Annotated in this window: 20 protein-coding genes and 2 rRNA genes (1 of these 22 running past the window's edge); 1 reads left to right on the plus strand and 21 read right to left on the minus strand. The window is 36.7% G+C overall.

Features of this window, described 5'->3' with window-relative positions; all coding sequences use genetic code 11:
- Positions 1–267: 267 nt before the first annotated feature.
- From purR to metG, 10 genes are all read right to left on the minus strand, one after another.
- Positions 268–1,116, minus strand: a complete 849-nt coding sequence (purR, locus tag AB1280_RS17865) for a pur operon repressor (RefSeq protein ID WP_272191275.1) — start codon at positions 1,114–1,116, stop codon at positions 268–270.
- Between the two features lie 54 nt (positions 1,117–1,170).
- Positions 1,171–2,040 carry a 4-(cytidine 5'-diphospho)-2-C-methyl-D-erythritol kinase gene (gene ispE / locus AB1280_RS17870; RefSeq protein WP_272191274.1) on the minus strand — a complete coding sequence of 290 codons (870 nt, stop codon included), beginning with the start codon at positions 2,038–2,040 and terminating at the stop codon, positions 1,171–1,173.
- Positions 2,041–2,236: 196 nt separating this feature from the next.
- A complete protein-coding gene (sspF, locus tag AB1280_RS17875) occupies positions 2,237–2,416 on the minus strand; it encodes an acid-soluble spore protein SspF (protein WP_090918113.1) in 180 nt (59 codons plus the stop codon).
- A gap of 91 nt (positions 2,417–2,507) precedes the next feature.
- A complete protein-coding gene (veg, locus tag AB1280_RS17880; RefSeq protein WP_035433605.1) occupies positions 2,508–2,783 on the minus strand; it encodes a biofilm formation stimulator Veg in 276 nt (91 codons plus the stop codon).
- A 139-nt stretch (positions 2,784–2,922) separates the two neighbouring features.
- Complete coding sequence (gene yabG, locus AB1280_RS17885; protein ID WP_272191272.1) at positions 2,923–3,786, minus strand: sporulation peptidase YabG; 864 nt, start codon at positions 3,784–3,786, stop codon at positions 2,923–2,925.
- Positions 3,787–4,150: 364 nt separating this feature from the next.
- A complete protein-coding gene (gene rsmA / locus AB1280_RS17890; RefSeq protein ID WP_429756573.1) occupies positions 4,151–5,032 on the minus strand; it encodes a 16S rRNA (adenine(1518)-N(6)/adenine(1519)-N(6))-dimethyltransferase RsmA in 882 nt (293 codons plus the stop codon).
- A complete protein-coding gene (gene rnmV / locus AB1280_RS17895) occupies positions 5,029–5,586 on the minus strand; it encodes a ribonuclease M5 (RefSeq protein WP_272191270.1) in 558 nt (185 codons plus the stop codon). The genes rsmA and rnmV overlap by 4 nt, the downstream gene beginning before the upstream one ends.
- A gap of 126 nt (positions 5,587–5,712) precedes the next feature.
- Positions 5,713–6,906 (minus strand): ubiquitin-like domain-containing protein, encoded by a 1,194-nt coding sequence (locus AB1280_RS17900; RefSeq protein WP_429756574.1) that lies wholly within the window; start codon positions 6,904–6,906, stop codon positions 5,713–5,715.
- 131 nt (positions 6,907–7,037) lie between these two features.
- The gene (locus AB1280_RS17905; protein WP_272191268.1) at positions 7,038–7,805 is read right to left on the minus strand and encodes a TatD family hydrolase; all 768 of its coding nucleotides are present in this window, start codon (positions 7,803–7,805) and stop codon (positions 7,038–7,040) included.
- A 178-nt stretch (positions 7,806–7,983) separates the two neighbouring features.
- The gene (gene metG, locus AB1280_RS17910; RefSeq protein ID WP_272191267.1) at positions 7,984–9,966 is read right to left on the minus strand and encodes a methionine--tRNA ligase; all 1,983 of its coding nucleotides are present in this window, start codon (positions 9,964–9,966) and stop codon (positions 7,984–7,986) included.
- A 526-nt stretch (positions 9,967–10,492) separates the two neighbouring features.
- On the opposite strand from metG, the gene AB1280_RS17915 reads away from it, so the two are divergent.
- Entirely contained in the window at positions 10,493–10,777 is a 285-nt protein-coding gene (locus AB1280_RS17915; protein WP_020062162.1) for an AbrB/MazE/SpoVT family DNA-binding domain-containing protein, read from the plus strand.
- Positions 10,778–10,798: 21 nt separating this feature from the next.
- On the opposite strand, the gene rsmI is transcribed toward AB1280_RS17915, so the two are convergent.
- The 11 genes from rsmI to AB1280_RS17970 all read right to left on the minus strand — a co-directional run.
- The gene (rsmI, locus tag AB1280_RS17920) at positions 10,799–11,674 is read right to left on the minus strand and encodes a 16S rRNA (cytidine(1402)-2'-O)-methyltransferase (RefSeq protein ID WP_272191266.1); all 876 of its coding nucleotides are present in this window, start codon (positions 11,672–11,674) and stop codon (positions 10,799–10,801) included.
- Positions 11,643–11,933 (minus strand): GIY-YIG nuclease family protein, encoded by a 291-nt coding sequence (locus AB1280_RS17925; RefSeq protein WP_272191265.1) that lies wholly within the window; start codon positions 11,931–11,933, stop codon positions 11,643–11,645. The genes rsmI and AB1280_RS17925 overlap by 32 nt, the downstream gene beginning before the upstream one ends.
- Positions 11,920–12,660, minus strand: a complete 741-nt coding sequence (locus tag AB1280_RS17930) for a tRNA1(Val) (adenine(37)-N6)-methyltransferase (protein WP_429756575.1) — start codon at positions 12,658–12,660, stop codon at positions 11,920–11,922. The genes AB1280_RS17925 and AB1280_RS17930 overlap by 14 nt, the downstream gene beginning before the upstream one ends.
- Positions 12,661–12,806: 146 nt before the next feature.
- Positions 12,807–13,157, minus strand: a complete 351-nt coding sequence (gene yabA, locus AB1280_RS17935) for a DNA replication initiation control protein YabA (protein ID WP_272191263.1) — start codon at positions 13,155–13,157, stop codon at positions 12,807–12,809.
- 14 nt (positions 13,158–13,171) lie between these two features.
- Entirely contained in the window at positions 13,172–13,999 is an 828-nt protein-coding gene (locus tag AB1280_RS17940; RefSeq protein WP_020062167.1) for a PSP1 domain-containing protein, read from the minus strand.
- A 4-nt stretch (positions 14,000–14,003) separates the two neighbouring features.
- Positions 14,004–14,987: a DNA polymerase III subunit delta' gene (gene holB, locus AB1280_RS17945; RefSeq protein WP_272191262.1), complete on the minus strand. Its 984-nt coding sequence runs from the start codon at positions 14,985–14,987 to the stop codon at positions 14,004–14,006.
- Between the two features lie 32 nt (positions 14,988–15,019).
- Positions 15,020–15,646, minus strand: coding sequence for a dTMP kinase (tmk, locus tag AB1280_RS17950; RefSeq protein ID WP_429756576.1), 627 nt, complete (start codon positions 15,644–15,646; stop codon positions 15,020–15,022).
- An 18-nt stretch (positions 15,647–15,664) separates the two neighbouring features.
- Positions 15,665–17,074: an aminotransferase class I/II-fold pyridoxal phosphate-dependent enzyme gene (locus tag AB1280_RS17955; protein ID WP_429756577.1), complete on the minus strand. Its 1,410-nt coding sequence runs from the start codon at positions 17,072–17,074 to the stop codon at positions 15,665–15,667.
- 178 nt (positions 17,075–17,252) lie between these two features.
- Positions 17,253–17,432, minus strand: coding sequence for a sigma factor G inhibitor Gin (locus AB1280_RS17960; protein WP_272191259.1), 180 nt, complete (start codon positions 17,430–17,432; stop codon positions 17,253–17,255).
- 364 nt (positions 17,433–17,796) lie between these two features.
- Positions 17,797–17,912: ribosomal RNA gene (gene rrf, locus AB1280_RS17965) — 5S ribosomal RNA — on the minus strand.
- A gap of 50 nt (positions 17,913–17,962) precedes the next feature.
- Positions 17,963–18,702 (minus strand): 23S ribosomal RNA (locus AB1280_RS17970); it runs 2,183 nt beyond the window's last position.

The following is an 18,702-nucleotide window of genomic DNA, read 5'->3' on the forward strand; positions in this document are numbered from 1 at the left end:
TTTACAAGCTACCCCTAATAAGGAACCTATTGTTTTAGCAGGTGATAAGCCTCCAAAGTTGGGAGCTTATCACCTGCTAAAACCTAATGTTCACAAATAACATGCCAAAGTACCTAACTGGTAAAAGCTTATTATCAATCAATATAAAACATCCCCACCGATAACAGTTTCACTTTATAAAAAAAGATAAAGCAGTCGCTTTATCTTTTCCCTCACTCTGACGAACAGTATCCCCTTTAAAACAATCTATTAAAAAGATTGTTTATCTTATTCAACTTCTACAATCATGTCAGTAAATGGACTTAAAGAATAATTTCCTTTTTCCACTTGAATCGTCTTTTCTCTCACATCTACTTCAGACAGGCGAATTAATGAAATAAAGTTATCGACAAGTCTTTCCTCAATATCACTTGATTCCACTAAAACTCCAATACCAACAACATTTGCATTAAATTCTTCAAGCATACTCATCATACCTTGTACGGTTCCGCCGGCCTTCATAAAATCATCGATAATTAATACATTCGCACCCTCTGGAAGACTACGTTTTGCCAATGTCATCGTTTGAATACGCTTAGAAGAGCCTGATACATAATTAATACTTACTGTCGGTCCTTCTGTTACTTTATTATCTTTTCTAGCAATTACGACTGGGACATCTAAATAATTGGCTACTGCATACGCCAAAGGAATCCCTTTCGTCGCAACTGTCATAACAGCGTCAATCGGCTGTCTTGCGAATACAGAAGCAAAAAGTCTCCCTGCACCATTAATGTAACGCGGGTTACTTAAAAGATCCGTCATATATAAATAACCGCCTGGCAGAATACGATCAGGATTCTCAAATAATTTACAAAGCTCATTAATAATTTGCTTCGCTTCTTCCTGACTTATATATGGGATATACTTCACTCCTCCTGCTGCACCTGGTACCGTTTGTAATGTGCCGACCCCTTGTTGTTCAAACGTTTGTTTAATAATAACTAAATCTTCACTAATAGAAGATTTAGCAGACTGATACCGTTCAGCAAAAAAAGTGAGAGAAACTAACTGACGAGGGTTTTGAAGCAAATAATAAGTCATATCGACTAACCTTGTACTTCGTCTAATTTTCATGCTCTCACCTCAAATTACGAATATTTTAAACAAATCATAACTTATTATACGGCTTTATTCAAGAACTTCTCGCTCTCCTAACAAACGAACTGCGTATACTTGATCACAAAATCCTTTTAAACCGTTGTAAATGCGGTGCATACGTGAATCGTGATGGACTAAACCAAAAACTGTTGGACCGCTACCGCTCATTAATACCGCATCTGCACCGAAACGTTTCATCTGAGCTTTAATATGTGCAACTTCAGGATGCATAGAGAATGTTACATCCTCTAACACATTGCCAACAGCTTGACAAATTCCTTCATAATCACCATTTTGAATCGCTTCAACCATACGATTTACATCTGGATGTGTTACACGATTTAAATTTAAATTCCCATATACGTCAGCTGTTGATACACCAATATGTGGCTTGGCCAAAATAACCCAGCAAGAAGGAGGTGTCTTTATATGTTCAATTTTCTCTCCACGACCTGTTGCAATGGCAGTTCCTCCATATACACAAAACGATACATCTGATCCAATCTCTGCACCTAGTTCTGCAAGTTCATCAATTGTAAGTCCGAGATTCCACAATTGATTCAGGCCCCTTAATGCTGCAGCTGCATCGCTGCTTCCACCTGCTAATCCCGCTGCAACTGGAATCGTTTTTTCAATTGCAATAGATACCCCTTTTTTTACTTGAAAGCGTTCCTTTAACAATTTTGCCGCCTGATAAGCTAAATTTCTTTGGTCGTCTGGCACATAACGGTTATGAGATACAATTTCAATCCGGTCTTCAGATAACTCTGTTAGTTCTAACCGATCTGCTAAATCAATTGTTGTCATAATCATTTTAACTTCATGATAACCGTCCGGTCTTTTTCCTAGTACATCTAACGACAAATTAATCTTTGCTGATGCTTTAACCAGTAGCTTCAATCTATTCACCTACTCTATGTACTCAATCTTTTATCGTTTATTTTACCATAAATTTATAGTAGAACGATGACACTTTCCTAATTATAACGAAAAGCATCAAGAATGAAACTACTTATACACTATGAATACAACTTTTTCGCGTGCAAAAAGCCGAGGAATATCTCCTCGGCCACCGTAGCATAGAAGTATCTTACTGTTACTGGTTTTGTTTCATCAATTGTTGCTCTGCAATTTCAATTGCACGCTTAACCATATTACCAGCATCTTTCGCACGAATTCCGCCCCATCCTTCTTTTTGCACGACATCATAAAATCCAAGCTCTTTTGCAAGCTCTTCTTTAAATTTATTCGACATGACTCCTCTTCGTCTACTCAACGCAAGTCCCCCTTTATCGCTACGGTATATTTAGTATGTGACACTACGAATCCCTTCAACTCTGGAAAATATATGTAACAAAAAACCATCCTTAAACAGATTGTTCACCTAACATAATTTCATTATCTTGTGCATCATAAAATGTAAGCTCAACAGTTTCTGTTAATACGTCTGCATAACTATAAGAAACACGCTGAAATGTATCTTCCTGTTGATCAAGTTGAACTACAAAAACAGAACGGTATGTTTCTGCTAACACACCAGACCGTTCTATCGTCTTTCTTCTTCCACTATTTGCTTTTAGCATAAGCCTCTGACCAAGATGATGATCCAAAGCACTTTTAATTTCATCTAAACGTTTTGACATATCATGCTACACCTCGCTGTTATTGGAATGGAAAGTATAGAAATACAAGTCATACATATATAGTCTGTACGTTCTTATACTTTTTTATCCAATTCCCCAAAAGCGTGTACATAAAAAGCAAGGCAAATACTTACCTTGCTCACTCTTCATAATATTGAAAGGGCAATCCTGTTCGTAAAATTCCTTTTGTTTCAATTCCGCCAAGCCCCTTCTCACCGGTTACTGTATTGCGTATGACATCCCAAACATTAACTCGTTCCATAAAAGATGTAAAGCTCACTTTTGCTACAACATACACTGGATCTAACGCATGAATATTAACGCGGGACGGAGAACTTGCAAAATTTGCCCCGGCTCGAATTAGAGCTTCAAAATGCGATTGACACGCCCCAGCAAAAATAACAGGGTGATCTAATGAAGGATACTTTTTTCGTACTGTACGTACAGCCTGTACAAAATGCTTAGAATGACGATAAGCTGCTAAATTTCCCATTTCTCCCTTTGATTTTGTATAAGCGTCATGCCCGGTAATTACTAAGATATCAGGACGAGCATGCTCAATTAAATCTAGAACCTTCTCTTGCATCTCCGTTTCTTTACAATGAATTCCCTGTACAGGCACACCTATTTTCGTATATAAATCTAAACATTTTCTTAAATATAAAGGATCTCCATCAAGATGAAGCACTTTACCTGGCATTTGAAAATAATTTACTTCATTTGCATAGCCGCCTGTTGACTGATATTCTTGGCGCTCTCTCATTAATACATAATCTTGTTGAAATAAACGATATGTCTTTTCCATTGTTTCTCGTTCCTGCTTCACTCTTTTCGTGTAATCCCTTTGATCGACAAGAACTAAATCTTCTATGGGTGCATCTGCTACGAGCCGAAATTCTTCCCCAAACAAAATTGCTATTGTGTCTTTTATTTCTGTTACTCGAAAAAGAAGGTCGCGCTTATAAGACTTTCTCTCCACTAAATCTCCAACGTGTACAGCCATCCTTTTACCTCCAAACTCGTAGGGACATATAACTCACTACGTTCTGTTTTAGCCTATGAACTTATAGGAAAAAGGTGACAAAAAAGGTAACTCAAAACGAGCTACCTTTTACATTTTATATAAAATGAAACTTTAATCAGCCCCCACCAATGAGGCGCATGCCAGCAATTTATCTCCCACCGAACATTCTAGCCACTGAAACTGGACAACAAAGAAATGTGGAAGTGGATCGCCCAGAATGTGAGGAGGATGGAGCTTCTGACGTAGAGGTGTTTTTTACCTCATAGGAAGAAGCGAAGCCACCGAACATTCTAGCCACTGGAACTGGACAGTGCTTTCGCCAAATTTTGAGGTGGGAGTATTACTACTCATTAATGCGGGATAAAAATAAAGCATTGCTTAACTTTGCAAATTCTTCAATTGATAATGTTTCGCCTCTTCGCTTCGGATCAATTTCAACTTCTGCTAATATACGCTCAAGTAATATTTTATCCTTTGGAAAACCATTTAAATTATTAGATAAATTATTCATTAATGTTTTACGTCGCTGCGCAAAGCTAGCACGAACTACTTCAAAAAAGAACGCTTCATCTTTAACTTCCACAAGCGGCTTTGGACGTCTTAGTAAACGAATAACTGCTGAATCTACATTTGGCTGTGGTACAAATACTGTACGCGGAACCGTCATCACCGTTTCTGGTTCTGTATAGTATTGAATCGCAATTGACAACGAACCATAATCTTTTGTTCCTGGGCGAGCCGCTAGGCGATCTGCTACTTCTTTTTGCATCATCACCACAAAACCACGCACTGGTAATTGTTCCTCTAATAACTTAAATAAAATTGGTGTTGTCACATAGTATGGTAAGTTCGCTACTACCATTACATCTTGACCTTCTTCAAACTGCTCTTGAAATACTGTATTTACATCAGCTTTTAAAATATCCTTATTAATTACAGTTACATTATCATAAGGCGCTAATGTCTCTTCTAGAATAGGTAACAGGCGTTGATCAATTTCAAACGCTACAACTTTCTTAGCACGCTTTGCCAACTGCTCTGTTAATGCTCCAATACCAGGTCCAATCTCAATTGCCCCGCTCTCAGATCCAACCTCTGCATAATCTACAATACGATTTAATACATTTGTATCAATTAAAAAGTTTTGTCCTAAACTCTTTTTAAATGAAAATCCATACTTTTCAACAATATCTTTCGTACGATTTGGCGTTGCGATATCTTTCATTTCTTTTCCTCCTGTAATACTTGCTTATACGCTTTTGCAAAATCCTGCTTTGAAATTTGGAACATTTGCAAACGTTTATGTAACTGCTTTGCATTTGTATAACCGATCTTTAATAGCTTACCCATTCGTTCTCTACGGCTTTTTGCTTTTTCTCCACCAACGAGTCCCGCTTCTACTAAGTCAATCCACTCAATCTCGCTTGTGTACTCTTCCATCTCTCCATGTAAGTTTTCCAAAGCGCGCCGGATAGATTCATTAGAGGCATGTTCAATTCCAACGCCCTTCTTTCGCTTTGCTAATGCTTCTTCTTTCGGTAAGAACGCGTGCTTACAACCTGGTACTTTCTCAGAAATAATTTTACGAATACGCTCTCCTGGATAATCAGGATCTGTAAAAATAATAACACCTCGTGTTTGTTGCGCCAATTTCACCTGTTCAATCACATGATTTCCAATTGCCGAACCGTTCGTTTCAATTGTATCTGCATCTACTGCACGCTTAATGGCAACCGTATCATCTTTACCTTCTACAACAATTATTTCTTTAATCTTCATAACTTCCTCCACACTCATTTCACATCTCTAATTAGTAAAACAAAAAAACGCCTATTTTTCCATTATTATTTTCCTAGTCCATACAATTTAAAAAGCAGAGGAGAAAAAATTCCTCTGCTTACCCTATTATTGTAACACTTTAATCTTCACTTGTTTTCTTCCCCAAGCTTCTGCCTGTGATTCTGTTGGCATAAGAACATCAATACGATTCCCTTTAATCGCCCCGCCCGTATCACCAGCAACTGCATATCCGTATCCTTCTACCCATACCTTTGTTCCAAGAGGAATAATCTGTGGATCTACTGCAATTAATTTCATATTTGGATTTGCCTTATAATTATAACCTCCTGCGCTTACACCTTGGCATCCGCCGCAGTACGGGGAATACGCCGTTGCTTGCACATAAAATTCGTTAGCAACTACACCTTCTGCATCACCTAAAATTGGCTCTTCTTCCTTTGTGCCAACAGCTACAATACGATTTTTTTCTTCTTGTACTATTTCTTCTTTCTGTAAGTTTCTTAAAACTTCATTTCCATTCTCTTTGATGACTGCAAATACCTTCTTCTTTTTTCCTTCTATTCCTTCTTGAATCACCTTTTCTGTTCCCTTACGGAGTGAAGAATCTTCTTGTTTCACTTCAGTAAAAGGAATTGGCTCTTCCACTGCATCGCTTACTTTTTCTACTCGAACCACTTTGACCTTCATATTTTGCTGCATCACTTCCTGTAAAGCTGGTTCCACCCTATCCATTTCATTTAGTGATACTTGTCGTTCTTTCAAAAAGTTAGCGACAGTAGTCGAAGTCGACCATACATGTTGTTCTTGACCGCCAACATGTAATGTAACCGGGAATGCTTTTTGAATCATGATTTTTTGAGTACCTTCCAACGATGTATGCAAACTAGGATATACTTTATCATGTTCACTCATTTCAATATGTTCTTCTACTAACAAATCTTTTACTGTTTTTGCTGTTGATTGTACTTGTTTCTCTTTTCCATTCACTATAATCATAAATGGCCTCGCCTTTTCTACAACTACTTTCATTTCACCCTTAATTTTCGTAGAAAGTGCTGGATATATATAATCTTTTTCTGCCACTTGAATCTTTTCTTCCTGCAACAACTCACTTATAGTATTCGCATGTGTATAAATTTCTTGTTTCTTTCCATCTACTTCAACAGTTATTTTATCTGTTGTCCCCGCATACGCTACTGTCCCAACAGATCCTGAAATAATTAATGCACTCGTAAATCTTACTGCTAACTTTTTGCTCACTTCTAACCTGGATAATAAACTTTTAGCATTTGCAATCACAATAAAATACCCTCCCTGTCTAGATCAGAATTATTAACTCTCATTCTCCTACTATTTCTAGTAGTGTTACTCATCTGAAGATAAACATAGGTGAAGGGAGAAAAAGGGGAGGAATTCCCCCCTACTTCCCATTATTGAATGCCGAATAGTTTTTTTGCATTTTCTGTTGTTTTAATCGCTACTTCTTCATAAGATAATCCTTTTAATTTTGCAATTTCCTCTGCAACAAGCTTTACATAGCTTGGTTCATTTCGTTGTCCACGAAACGGATGAGGAGTTAAATATGGACAATCTGTTTCGATTAAAAGTTGTTCCATTGGAATTTCCATCGCAACTTCTTTTGGTTTCTTTGCATTTTTAAAGGTTACTGGACCGCCTAATGAAATAAGAAAGTTCATCTCCACGCATTGTTTTGCAACTTCAACACTGCCACTAAAACAATGCATGATCCCTCCTACTTCGGATGCATTTTCTTCTTTTAAAATATCTACGATGTCTTGCGTTGCATCTCGATTATGTATAATGATTGGTAAATTTACTTTTCTTGCTAGCCTAATTTGTTTACGAAATACTTCTTTTTGCACTTCTTTCGGAGATTTGTCCCAATGATAATCTAAGCCCATTTCACCAAGTGCAACGACTTTGGGATGAGCTGCTAACTCTTCCAACCATTCTAAATGTTCTTCTGTCATATCAATTGCATCAACAGGATGCCAACCAACAGCTGCATAAATGAAATCATGTGTTTCTGCTAATTCAATTGCCTTTTTAATGGTCACTTCATCAAAACCAACTACAACTGTATAAGAAACACCCACTTCTTTCATTCTTGCAATTACTTCCTGTAAATCCTCTTTAAATTGCTCTGCATTTAAATGTGAATGTGTATCAAACAACATAATAAGAACTCCTTTTATTTGAAATAAATTCTATCATAGTGGAAAATTACTTTCCTAACACCGTAATAACAACTACATTACAATTTTGATACAAAAAAGGAAATTTTAGAAAGATTTCCGACAAGAAAAAAGATGCTTCACGAATGTTACACGTGAAACATCTCTCATTTTGTCGTTATTACTTAATTTTTGTACCATTTGGTAAGTTTTGGTCGACCGTTGCTAACGACAATTTTCCATTTTCTTCACCCGCTAAAATCATACCTTGTGATAACTCACCACGTAGTTTTACTGGTTTTAAATTTGTAACACAAATGACTTTTTTCCCTTTTAACTCTTCTGGAGAGTAAAATTTGGCGATTCCAGAGACAACTTGTCGTTTTTCTGTACCTAAATCAAGTTGGATCTTTAATAGCTTGTCTGCTTTTTTTACAGGCTCCGCATCCAATACTTCTGCTACGCGTAAGTCTACTTTAAAGAAATCATCAATTGTAATTTCTTCTACCTCTGGCGCTGCTTCTGTCTTTTCTTCTATTTTTGGAGCAGATCCTTTCATTTTTTCTTTAATATATTCCACTTCTACTTCTACTTCTAAACGTGGGAATACAGGCTGGCCTTTCACAACTTTTGTACCAACTGGAATGCAGCCAATTGTCGAAAGGCTATTCCACGTTTTATATTTTTCATCTGTAATTCCAATTTGTTCAAAGATTTTCCCTGGTGTTTCTGTTAAGAATGGCATTAACAAAATTGCTGTTTGACGAAGCATTTCTGCAAGGTGTGCCATAGCAGAAGCCAGTTTCTCACGATTGTTTTCATCTTTTGCTAATACCCACGGCTGTGTTTCGTCGATATATTTATTTGTACGGCTAACAAGCTGCCAAATTGTGCTTAGTGCTACTGAAAACTCCATGTTCTCCATTGCATCTTCCACTTTTTGTAGTGTTTCTTTTGCAAATATTACTAAAGCTTCATCAAAATCCGTTACATTTGTTTTGTAGACTGGAATTTCTCCGTCAAAATATTTATCAATCATTGCTACTGTACGATTTAATAGATTTCCTAAATCATTCGCAAGATCAAAATTAATACGCTCCACAAATCCTTCTGGCGTAAATACGCCATCTGATCCAAATGGTACTTCACGAAGTAGATAATAACGAAGTGCATCTAAACCATAACGATCAATTAACGTAACCGGATCTACTACATTCCCTTTTGATTTACTCATTTTTCCGTCTTTCATTAAAATCCAACCATGCGCAAATACTTTTTTCGGAAGTGGTAAATCAAGAGCCATTAAGATAATTGGCCAATAAATTGTATGGAAACGAACAATTTCTTTTCCTACTAAATGAACATCTGCTGGCCAATATTTTTTATACTTTTCTTCATTATCCGTTCCGTAACCCAATGCCGTAATATAGTTAGATAACGCATCTACCCATACGTAAATAACATGCTTCGGGTTACCCGGTACACGAACACCCCAATCAAAAGAAGTACGAGAAACAGCTAAATCTTCTAATCCTGGTTTAATGAAATTATTGATCATTTCATTTTTACGTGATTCTGGTTGAATGAAGCTTGGATTATCTTCATAAAACTTTAAAAGTCGATCTACATATTTCCCCATTCTAAAGAAGTAGGATTCTTCACGAACAAGCTCTACTTGATGACCACTATCTGGGCTCTTCCCACCAACTATTTTTCCATTCTCCATTACTGGATCAACAAGTTGATGCTCTGTATAAAACGTTTCATCTTGTACAGAATACCAACCTTCATATTCATCAAGATAAATATCACCTTGATCAACGAGTTGTTTAAAGATTTTTTCTACAACTTCTTTATGACGATCTTCGGTTGTACGAATAAAATCGTCATAAGAAATATCCATTTTTCCCCACAGTTCTTTAATTCCCGCTACGATGTTGTCAACGTATGCTTGTGGTGTAACATTTAATTCTTCTGCTTTTTTTTGAATCTTTTGTCCGTGTTCATCAGTGCCTGTTAAGTAGTACACATCGTACCCTTGCATACGTTTATAGCGCGCCATTGCATCTCCCGCTACTGTTGTATAAGCATGTCCAATGTGAAGCTTTCCACTTGGATAATAAATCGGAGTTGTAATGTAAAAGGTCTTATTTTCCTCTGTCATTATTTTAAACCTCCCAAATGACCTCATATGTATTTATAAACAGTATATCAAAAATTTATGTATAAAGACGAGTGTATGTACTATATCTTTATCATCTATTACTCATATTAATAAAAAATATACATTTCTATATTTCGACACTATCATTAAAATTCCAAGAATAAAATAAATCTTTCTATACATCTATTATTTTTTAGTATATATAATAAATATATATACTTTTTCGACATATAAATCGCTACAGTAGAAAATAAAAAATGACCTACGCTGGCCGCTTTAAACCTTATATGTGGCAGGAAAAGGACCTGACCGCTTCTATGCTCGGCCAGACGCCCTCGTCTCCCCTAAAAAGAAAGGGGTCTTTATATCGTTTTTTAACTTATTAATAGATGCGAAAATCTACAAAAATTTTATAATTAAAGAATTGACGGAAATGTAAATGATTGGTATCATATGTTCATAGGGTATTTTGTCGAAAAATGGCGAATTAAAATAGACTTGCAAAATATGAGGAGGAAAAACGAATATGAAATCTACTGGTATCGTTCGTAAAGTTGATGAATTAGGCCGCGTTGTAATTCCAATTGAATTACGTCGTACATTAGGTATTGCAGAAAAGGATGCTCTTGAAATTTATGTTGATGATGAAAAAATCATCTTAAAAAAATATAAACCAAACATGACTTGCCAAGTAACTGGTGAAGTTTCTGATAGTAACCTTTCATTAGCTGAAGGTAAAATTATTTTAAGCCCAGAAGGCGCAGAGCAAATCTTAAATGAACTACAACAATTTATCGCAGCAGCAAAATAAAGCTTCTCTTTTAGAGAAGCTTTATTTTTTTTCAACATGATATGCTTGATATACGTCCCTTTTCGACATATTCCGATCTTTTGTAACAACTTTAATAGCTTCTTTAGAAGAAAGACCTTTCTCCTCTATGTAGTATTCGACATGCCCCTCAACTGTTAATGCTTCCCACCACGCCTCTTCGCTAACCGCTTCTTCTGTAGAGCCTTCTACTAAAACACAAAATTCTCCACGCACTTCATTTTCCTTTGCCCAATGAATAACTTCTTCTAAAGAGCCGCGAATAAACTCTTCAAATTTCTTCGTAAGCTCACGACATAATACAACGTTTCTATTCCCTAATACATCTTTCATGGAGACTAATGTTTCCCCTAATCGATGTGGTGCCTCATAAAACATCATTGTATATGGAATATAACGCAGCTTCTCTAATTCTGCTTTACGTTCTTTTTTATGGCGCTGTAAAAACCCATAGAAATAAAAGTGTTTTGTTTCTAACCCTGATGCAATTAATGCTGTAAGCGCAGCATTGGGGCCAGGAAGAGGCACAACCGAGTACTTCTCTGCTACTGCTTGTACAACAATATCATAGCCAGGATCTGAGATACATGGCATCCCCGCATCACTGACAAGTGCTACTGTTTTTCCTTGCTCTAACATACCTAAAATTTTTTGTCCGCTCACTTCTTTATTATGCTCATGATAACTCATTACTGGTGTTTCAATTTCAAAATAATTACATAGCTTTTTCGTTTGCCTTGTATCTTCTGCTGCAATAAAGTCTGCTTCCTTTAACATACGAATTGCCCGAAATGTCATGTCTTCCAAATTACCAATTGGAGTAGGAACTAAATATAATGTTCCTCTCTCATTCACCTGAAAACTTTTTTGCTGCCACATAATAATCTCCTTTTTGTATATACTCATCTTTTTGTTTCCGTTTTAGCTGCTTGAAACGATATTCTGCCTGCATCGCAGTTCTTTTTTCTTCGTAAGTTTCAAAGTATTTTAATATAACAGGACGTCTTGCTCTTGTATAACGTGCTCCTTTCCCACTATTATGGGCCTGAATTCGCTTCTCTAAATGATTTGTATATCCTGCATAGTAGCTTCCATCAGCACATTCAACAACATAAAAATAATGTTTATTCTGCTCCATATAAAATTGCATTCATTTCCTTCGTATATTTATTATTTTCTTCATATACAAAAAGAGGTGGCAAAATTTTTAAATCTGCATTTCCATCTTTAATACCTTCAATTAATAATGTATTAGCTTCTTTACCTGCTTTTGGATACACAAATTGGAGACGCTTTGGCTCAATCTTATATTTTCTCATAAGAGTTACAATATCAAGCAAACGACCAGGGCGATGTACAAAAGCAACTTTTCCTCCTTGCTTAACAAGTTGGCTGCTAACACGTACAACATCTTCTAGTGTGCACATAATTTCATGACGGGCAATTGCTAAATGTTCATTTAAATTTTGCTCAGATGGCTTTGGCGTTTGAAAGTATGGCGGGTTGCATGTAACAACATCAAACTGATGTCTTCCCAATTGCTCTGGCATATGCTTTAAATCACCGTTAATAAGCCGAATTCTCTCTTCTAACTCATTATATTGAACACTTCTAACACCCATATTGTAAATACGCTCTTGTATTTCAACTCCCGTAATATTCCCTTTCGTACGAGAACTTAATAAAAGAGGAATCACTGCATTGCCCGTACACAAATCTAATATATTTCCTTTCTGAATAGGCATCCATGCGAAGTTCGCCAATAATACTGCATCTAATGAAAAATTAAATACTGATGGACTTTGAATAATTTTCATATCTTTTGATAGTAAATAATCTAGACGTTCATCTCCATATAACTGCATATCATTCTTTCCTTCCTTATCATTCAAACTTTATTTTAGCAAACGTTAAGACAATTTACCTATGTTTACAACAGTCTAACGTCCATTACTTCTATTTTGGTTATATGTACAAAAAATTACCTTTCCAATTTACTGGAAAGGTAATTTTATTTTTTATTTAAAAATGATAAACAGAATAAGCAATCCCCTTCTTTACGTACACTTCCATAATGCAAATTGCAAATATGAAAACCTTCCTGGTACAGGCGTGCTAGATTATCATATCCTTCACCGATATCTATTTTAGGTTTTATTTCTTTTTGCCTATTCGCTTTCTGTTTCTGCTTATTCTGAACTTCTTCAAAACGATTTCGCAAATTTTCATTTTCCATTTTAATGTGTTGGTTTTCTTCCAATAGCTCTGCAAGATGCTGCTTTAACTCTCCCAACTGTTTATAAAGATGTCCAATTTGCTCTTCCATACTGGAAACCGCTACAAAAATATCTTTTTTCTCCACAAGCACCCACCTCATTAATCTGTGGTTTGACTCGAAACGACCCCTTTATTCATTAATTCATCTAACGTATATTCTACTATCCGTTCCTTGTCTATTAATTCCACTTGAATTAATCTTTCTAAAATATTTAATCCGATTACACGACCAAGACCATGCGGTGTTTGTATCTTCTCATCTAAATCTGGAAGCTGCTCTTTTGCTGCTTCATATTCATCATTTTCATACTTTAAACAGCACATTAATCGCCCACATAACCCTGAGATTTTCGCAGGATTTAATGATAAATTTTGATCTTTTGCCATTTTTATGGATACAGGTTCAAAATCCCCTAAAAAAGTAGAGCAGCAAAGCATTCGGCCACATGGACCAATACCACCTAACATTTTTGCTTCATCACGAACACCAATCTGTCTTAATTCGATTCTTGTCCGGAAAATAGCCGCCAAATCTTTTACAAGCTCGCGAAAATCAATGCGACCGTCTGCCGTAAAATAAAAAATAACCTTATTACGATCAAATGTATATTCCACATCAACAAGTTTCATATCAAGATCATGCTCGATTACTTTCTCCTGACAAACTTGATACGCTTCTTTTGCTGCGCGTTTATTTTCCTCAACAATTGTACGGTCATTCTCATTTGCAATTCGAATAACTTTCTTTAGTGGTAAGACAACATCATTTTCATCGACTTGTTTCTTCGTGATGACAACTTTCCCATATTCGATTCCTCGTACTGTTTCCACGATTGCAAACTCATTTTCTGAGATATCAAATTGATTTGGATCAAAGTAATACACTTTTCCGGCCTTCTTAAATCGAACACCTACTACATCATACAAACGGTCATCCCTCCTGCAACCGCAACACTAACTGCTCGAATACAAGCTGCGCATTTACATTAGCGTTGATTCTATTTTTTGCTTCTAATATATTGAAAAGAGCCGATACAATGCGCTTTTGAGAATAGGAAAAAGATTGGAATAACTCTTTTTGGTCTTGAAAAACGAGACGCTCCTCTTCTTCCAATTGAACATATAATAAATCCTTATAAATAAGGAGCAACATATCTAATCCTAGCTGTAGTTGTTCTTTCTCTCCAAAATGCTTCACCCACTTCTCCTGCACAAAAAAAAGAGACGTGGTATCTTTCTCTAGGGCTTCACATAATTTTATCACTAAAGTTCGTGCTTGTGCAAACCATTCATCATTGCAAAACGATAGTGCCTCATCAAAACTATTTGTAAGTTCCGCTGCAAGATTCCCTAAAGAAATACTTACCTTTTCATTTTCTAAACGGTTAACCAAAGCACTTTTGGGAAGCGGCCTAAATGTAACAATTTGACAGCGTGATAAAATAGTGCTTAAAATTTGATGGCTTTGCTCAGTTAACAAAATTGCCGCTGTGTCACTACTCGGTTCTTCTAAAAATTTAAGCAATGTATTTGCAGCATTTGTTGTCATCTTATCGGCATGCTCAATAATATAAATTTTTTTAGTTGCTTCTAGACCTGTTTTCGAAAACTCTTCTTGTAATTCGTGAATTTGCTGTTTCTTAATGGATAGACCATCTGGTGCAACAATATATACGTTTGGGTGATTGCCCGAATCAATGCGTCGGCAATTCGTACATGTATGGCAAGGTTCTACTCCATTTCGTTGTAAACAAAGAAAGCTTTTCGTCATTTGCATAGCTGTTTCTAGTTTACCTGTTCCTTTTGGCCCTTCTAACAAATAAGCGTGGGATATACGCTCTTTTGCAATACTATTCATTAACATTTTTACAACAATGGGTTGTATAAGAGACAGTTGTTCCCACGTCTTCGCCATATTCCATACCTCACTTTTTATACTTTCTTCTATTATAACAATTTTTGTTCAATAAGCTGAGTAACTTCTTCTACAACAGCTTCCATTGGTTGATCTGCATTTACAACGACGATACGATCTGCAAATCGATCTACTAATTGTAAATATCCTTCACGAACACGTTTATGAAATTCCATGCTTTCTAAATCTAAACGATTCACTTCTCTATTACCATCTTTTCTAATGCGTGCTAAGCCAACCTCTGGTTCAATATCTAAATAGATTGTAATATCCGGCATACAATCTTCTGTTGCAAAACGATTAATTTCAAATACCTTATCAACACCAAGGCCGCGTGCATACCCTTGATAAGCAAGAGAGCTATCTATAAAACGATCACATATTACAATATAATTGTCTTCTAAGGCCGGCATGACCTTCTCTACTAAATGTTGTCTGCGTGCTGCAGCATATAATAATGCTTCTGTACGTGCCTCCATCATTGTATGCTCTTTTTTATGTAAAATAGTGCGAATTTCTTCTGAAATCATAATTCCACCCGGTTCACGTGTTGCCACTACTTTTTGTTTCTTCTTCTCAAAATATGGCATTAATTTTGTAATTAATGTAGATTTCCCTGATCCTTCTGGCCCTTCAATTGTTACAAACAATCCCTTCATTCATAAAACCTTCTTTCTCTATATATCGTATACAGTAATATTTTTTATATTTCCTTGAAAACGTGCACCAGTCTCTTCTAAATTAGAAATTTGCTTTATGTGCTCTAATGTAATTTCCTCTCCATACATGACCAACGGAATCCCTGGTGGATACGGTATAATCATTTCAGCCGCAATCATGCCTAACGCATCTCTTAATGGTACAACTTTTTTCTTATATTTTTCCAATTGCTTATATGTAAATGACAAAGAAGATAAATGATTATTATAAGGATAATTTATACACAGCTTACTATCTTCCACATCGTATGAGCATAGTGCATCTTGTAGCTTCTCAATTACTTTTATATACTCTCCATTTACTTGGAGTGGTAAAATAAGTAAAACATTATATAGGTCTGCCATTTCAACATACATACCTACCTCTTCAAATAGACGTTGTAATTCATAGCCAGAGAGCTTACAGCGTGTTTGTACCGTTACTTTTAATGCATCTAGTATTGGATAGTCTAAAACAGCAAGTTGTGGAATGCGATCTAATGCCCCGCGAAACTGCCGAGTAAATGTCGCAATTTCCTTACCTCCTTCTTCTTTTATCTTCGCTAATACAAAACGCGCTATATCTAAAGAAGCCATGATTGGATAAGATGGACTACTAGATTGCAATATATTTAAATAAGAAGAAACTTTTTCTTCATCAACTAGCGAGCTATTTACATGTAAGTATGAACCCATTGTCATTGCTGGTAATGTTTTATGTGCCGAATGAACAACAACATCAGCCCCATATGCAAGCGCTGATGTTGGAAAAGGTTCCCCGATACAAAAATGCGCTCCATGCGCCTCGTCTACTAAAACAGGGATACCATTTTTATGCGCTAACACAATACTCTTTTCTAAGTCTACACCCATACCATAATAGTTTGGATGCGTTAAAATAAGGGCTTTTGTTTGTGGATATTGCAAAATTGCATCTTCAATCGTTTCATACGGGACACCAACTGGTACACCATATTTTTCATCAATCCATGGCTCTAGAAAGACAGGACGTGCTCCAGCTAATTTAAGGCCATTCATAATTGATTTATGAGCATTTCTTTGTACAAGAACTATATCATGTTCATTACAGCACGCTAACAGCATAGCTAAATTCCCAACCGTTGAACCATTAATTAAAAAATAACTTTTTTGTACTTCGTATAGTTCTGCTAATAAACACTGTGCTTCTTCTATACATTCAAATGGACTATGAAGATCATCAAGTCCAGTAAGTTCTGTTACATCAATAGAAAGTATATCATGAAAATACTTTTGTGCTTCATAGGGAAAATTCGTTCCATTTTTATGTCCTGGAACATGAAAGGATATCGGTTTCTTACTTGCAAAAGACTTTAATGCTTCATATAAGGGCATTTTTCTTTGATCCATATTCACTCTTCCTTACTATTCATTCTCTCTATATTATACAGAGATTTTCATAAAAAAAATAATAGGCAAACATGCCTATTTTTCTATATAAATTCATTTTAATTTTTCAGCATATAAGTTGCTGCTATGCATGGCCAGACGCTCTCGTCTACCTAAAAAGATTTGTATTTTTCTAGGGCTATACTTGTATTTTTCGTAGTTGCTGTAAATAAAACATATACTTTGGATCATTTGTATTTGTTTCTATCATTTCTCGTTCACATGATTCACATATAAAACTCGTATACAAATGAATTCCACTATCCTTTTTATCTTCACACACAATACAAACTTCTTCTTTTGTTGTGACATACCCCATATTATTCGCCTATTTATCGTATTCTATCTAACCATTACTATATAAAATTAGACCAACGATAAATAAACTGTTCCTCCCCTCTATAAGAAATAACAATATACATTTATAAGCGTTAACAATTTTTCGAAATATATACACCTTTTATACTTTTAGTGTATGAATCATTTCTAGGCGAAGTGTCTGTCTAATACTTAGTTAAGCTTGCTAGCCCAAAATAGGATAAAGTGAAACTTCCATCAGTGAGGAGTTTCTTCATCCCCACCTATCTTCTTTGCTTCTCTCTACATTTTGAAGTGTGGGCCTTACTGTCCACGAATAGCGGGATAAAAATAAAAAGACGAGTCCACTGACTCGTCTTTCGTTTGCCTGGCAACGTCCTACTCTCACAGGGACAAAGTCCCAACTACCATCGGCGCTAGAGAGCTTAACTTCCGTGTTCGGTATGGGAACGGGTGTGACCTCTCTGCCATCATTACCAGACTTATGAAGGTATATTCCTTCAAAACTAGATAACATTTGCTTCATATTATATGGTTAAGTCCTCGATCTATTAGTATTCGTCAGCTCCACGTGTCACCACGCTTCCACCTCGAACCTATCAACCTGATCATCTTTCAGGGATCTTACTAGCTTAACGCTATGGGAAATCTCATCTTGAGGGGGGCTTCATGCTTAGATGCTTTCAGCACTTATCCCTTCCGCACATAGCTACCCAGCTATGCCCTTGGCAGAACAACTGGTACACCAGCGGTGCGTCCATCCCGGTCCTCTCGTACTAAGGACAGCTCCTCTCAAATTTCCTACGCCCACGACGGATAGGGACCGAACTGTCTCACGACGTTCTGAACCCAGCTCGCGTACCGCTTTAATGGGCGAACAGCCCAACCCTTGGGACCGACTACAGCCCCAGGATGCGATGAGCCGACATCGAGGTGCCAAACCTCCCCGTCGATGTGGACTCTTGGGGGAGATAAGCCTGTTATCCCCGGGGTAGCTTTTATCCGTTGAGCGATGGCCCTTCCATGCGGAACCACCGGATCACTAAGCCCGACTTTCGTCCCTGCTCGACTTGTAGGTCTCGCAGTCAAGCTCCCTTATGCCTTTGCACTCTACGAATGATTTCCAACCATTCTGAGGGAACCTTTGGGCGCCTCCGTTACTTTTTAGGAGGCGACCGCCCCAGTCAAACTGCCCACCTGACACTGTCTCCCGGGTCGATAAGACCCGTAGGTTAGAATTTCAATACAGCCAGGGCGGTATCCCACCAGCG

The organism is Bacillus sp. S10(2024) (assembly GCF_050473865.1).
Lineage (GTDB): Bacteria > Bacillota > Bacilli > Bacillales > Bacillaceae_G > Bacillus_A.

Coding starts and splice junctions, on each gene's coding strand:
- rsmA (WP_429756573.1), bottom strand. CDS start 5,032: ATGAAAGATATCGCAACGCCAAATCGTACGAAAGATATTGTTGAAAAG.
- rsmI (WP_272191266.1), bottom strand. CDS start 11,674: ATGTGGCAGCAAAAAAGTTTTCAGGTGAATGAGAGAGGAACATTATAT.
- purR (WP_272191275.1), bottom strand. CDS start 1,116: ATGAAAATTAGACGAAGTACAAGGTTAGTCGATATGACTTATTATTTG.
- tmk (WP_429756576.1), bottom strand. CDS start 15,646: ATGAAGGGATTGTTTGTAACAATTGAAGGGCCAGAAGGATCAGGGAAA.
- yabG (WP_272191272.1), bottom strand. CDS start 3,786: ATGGCTGTACACGTTGGAGATTTAGTGGAGAGAAAGTCTTATAAGCGC.
- metG (WP_272191267.1), bottom strand. CDS start 9,966: ATGACAGAGGAAAATAAGACCTTTTACATTACAACTCCGATTTATTAT.
- rnmV (WP_272191270.1), bottom strand. CDS start 5,586: ATGAAGATTAAAGAAATAATTGTTGTAGAAGGTAAAGATGATACGGTT.
- AB1280_RS17905 (WP_272191268.1), bottom strand. CDS start 7,805: ATGTTGTTTGATACACATTCACATTTAAATGCAGAGCAATTTAAAGAG.
- AB1280_RS17955 (WP_429756577.1), bottom strand. CDS start 17,074: ATGGATCAAAGAAAAATGCCCTTATATGAAGCATTAAAGTCTTTTGCA.
- AB1280_RS17925 (WP_272191265.1), bottom strand. CDS start 11,933: ATGGAGCAGAATAAACATTATTTTTATGTTGTTGAATGTGCTGATGGA.
- holB (WP_272191262.1), bottom strand. CDS start 14,987: ATGGCGAAGACGTGGGAACAACTGTCTCTTATACAACCCATTGTTGTA.
- AB1280_RS17960 (WP_272191259.1), bottom strand. CDS start 17,432: ATGGGGTATGTCACAACAAAAGAAGAAGTTTGTATTGTGTGTGAAGAT.
- AB1280_RS17915 (WP_020062162.1), top strand. CDS start 10,493: ATGAAATCTACTGGTATCGTTCGTAAAGTTGATGAATTAGGCCGCGTT.
- veg (WP_035433605.1), bottom strand. CDS start 2,783: ATGTCAAAACGTTTAGATGAAATTAAAAGTGCTTTGGATCATCATCTT.
- AB1280_RS17930 (WP_429756575.1), bottom strand. CDS start 12,660: ATGCAGTTATATGGAGATGAACGTCTAGATTATTTACTATCAAAAGAT.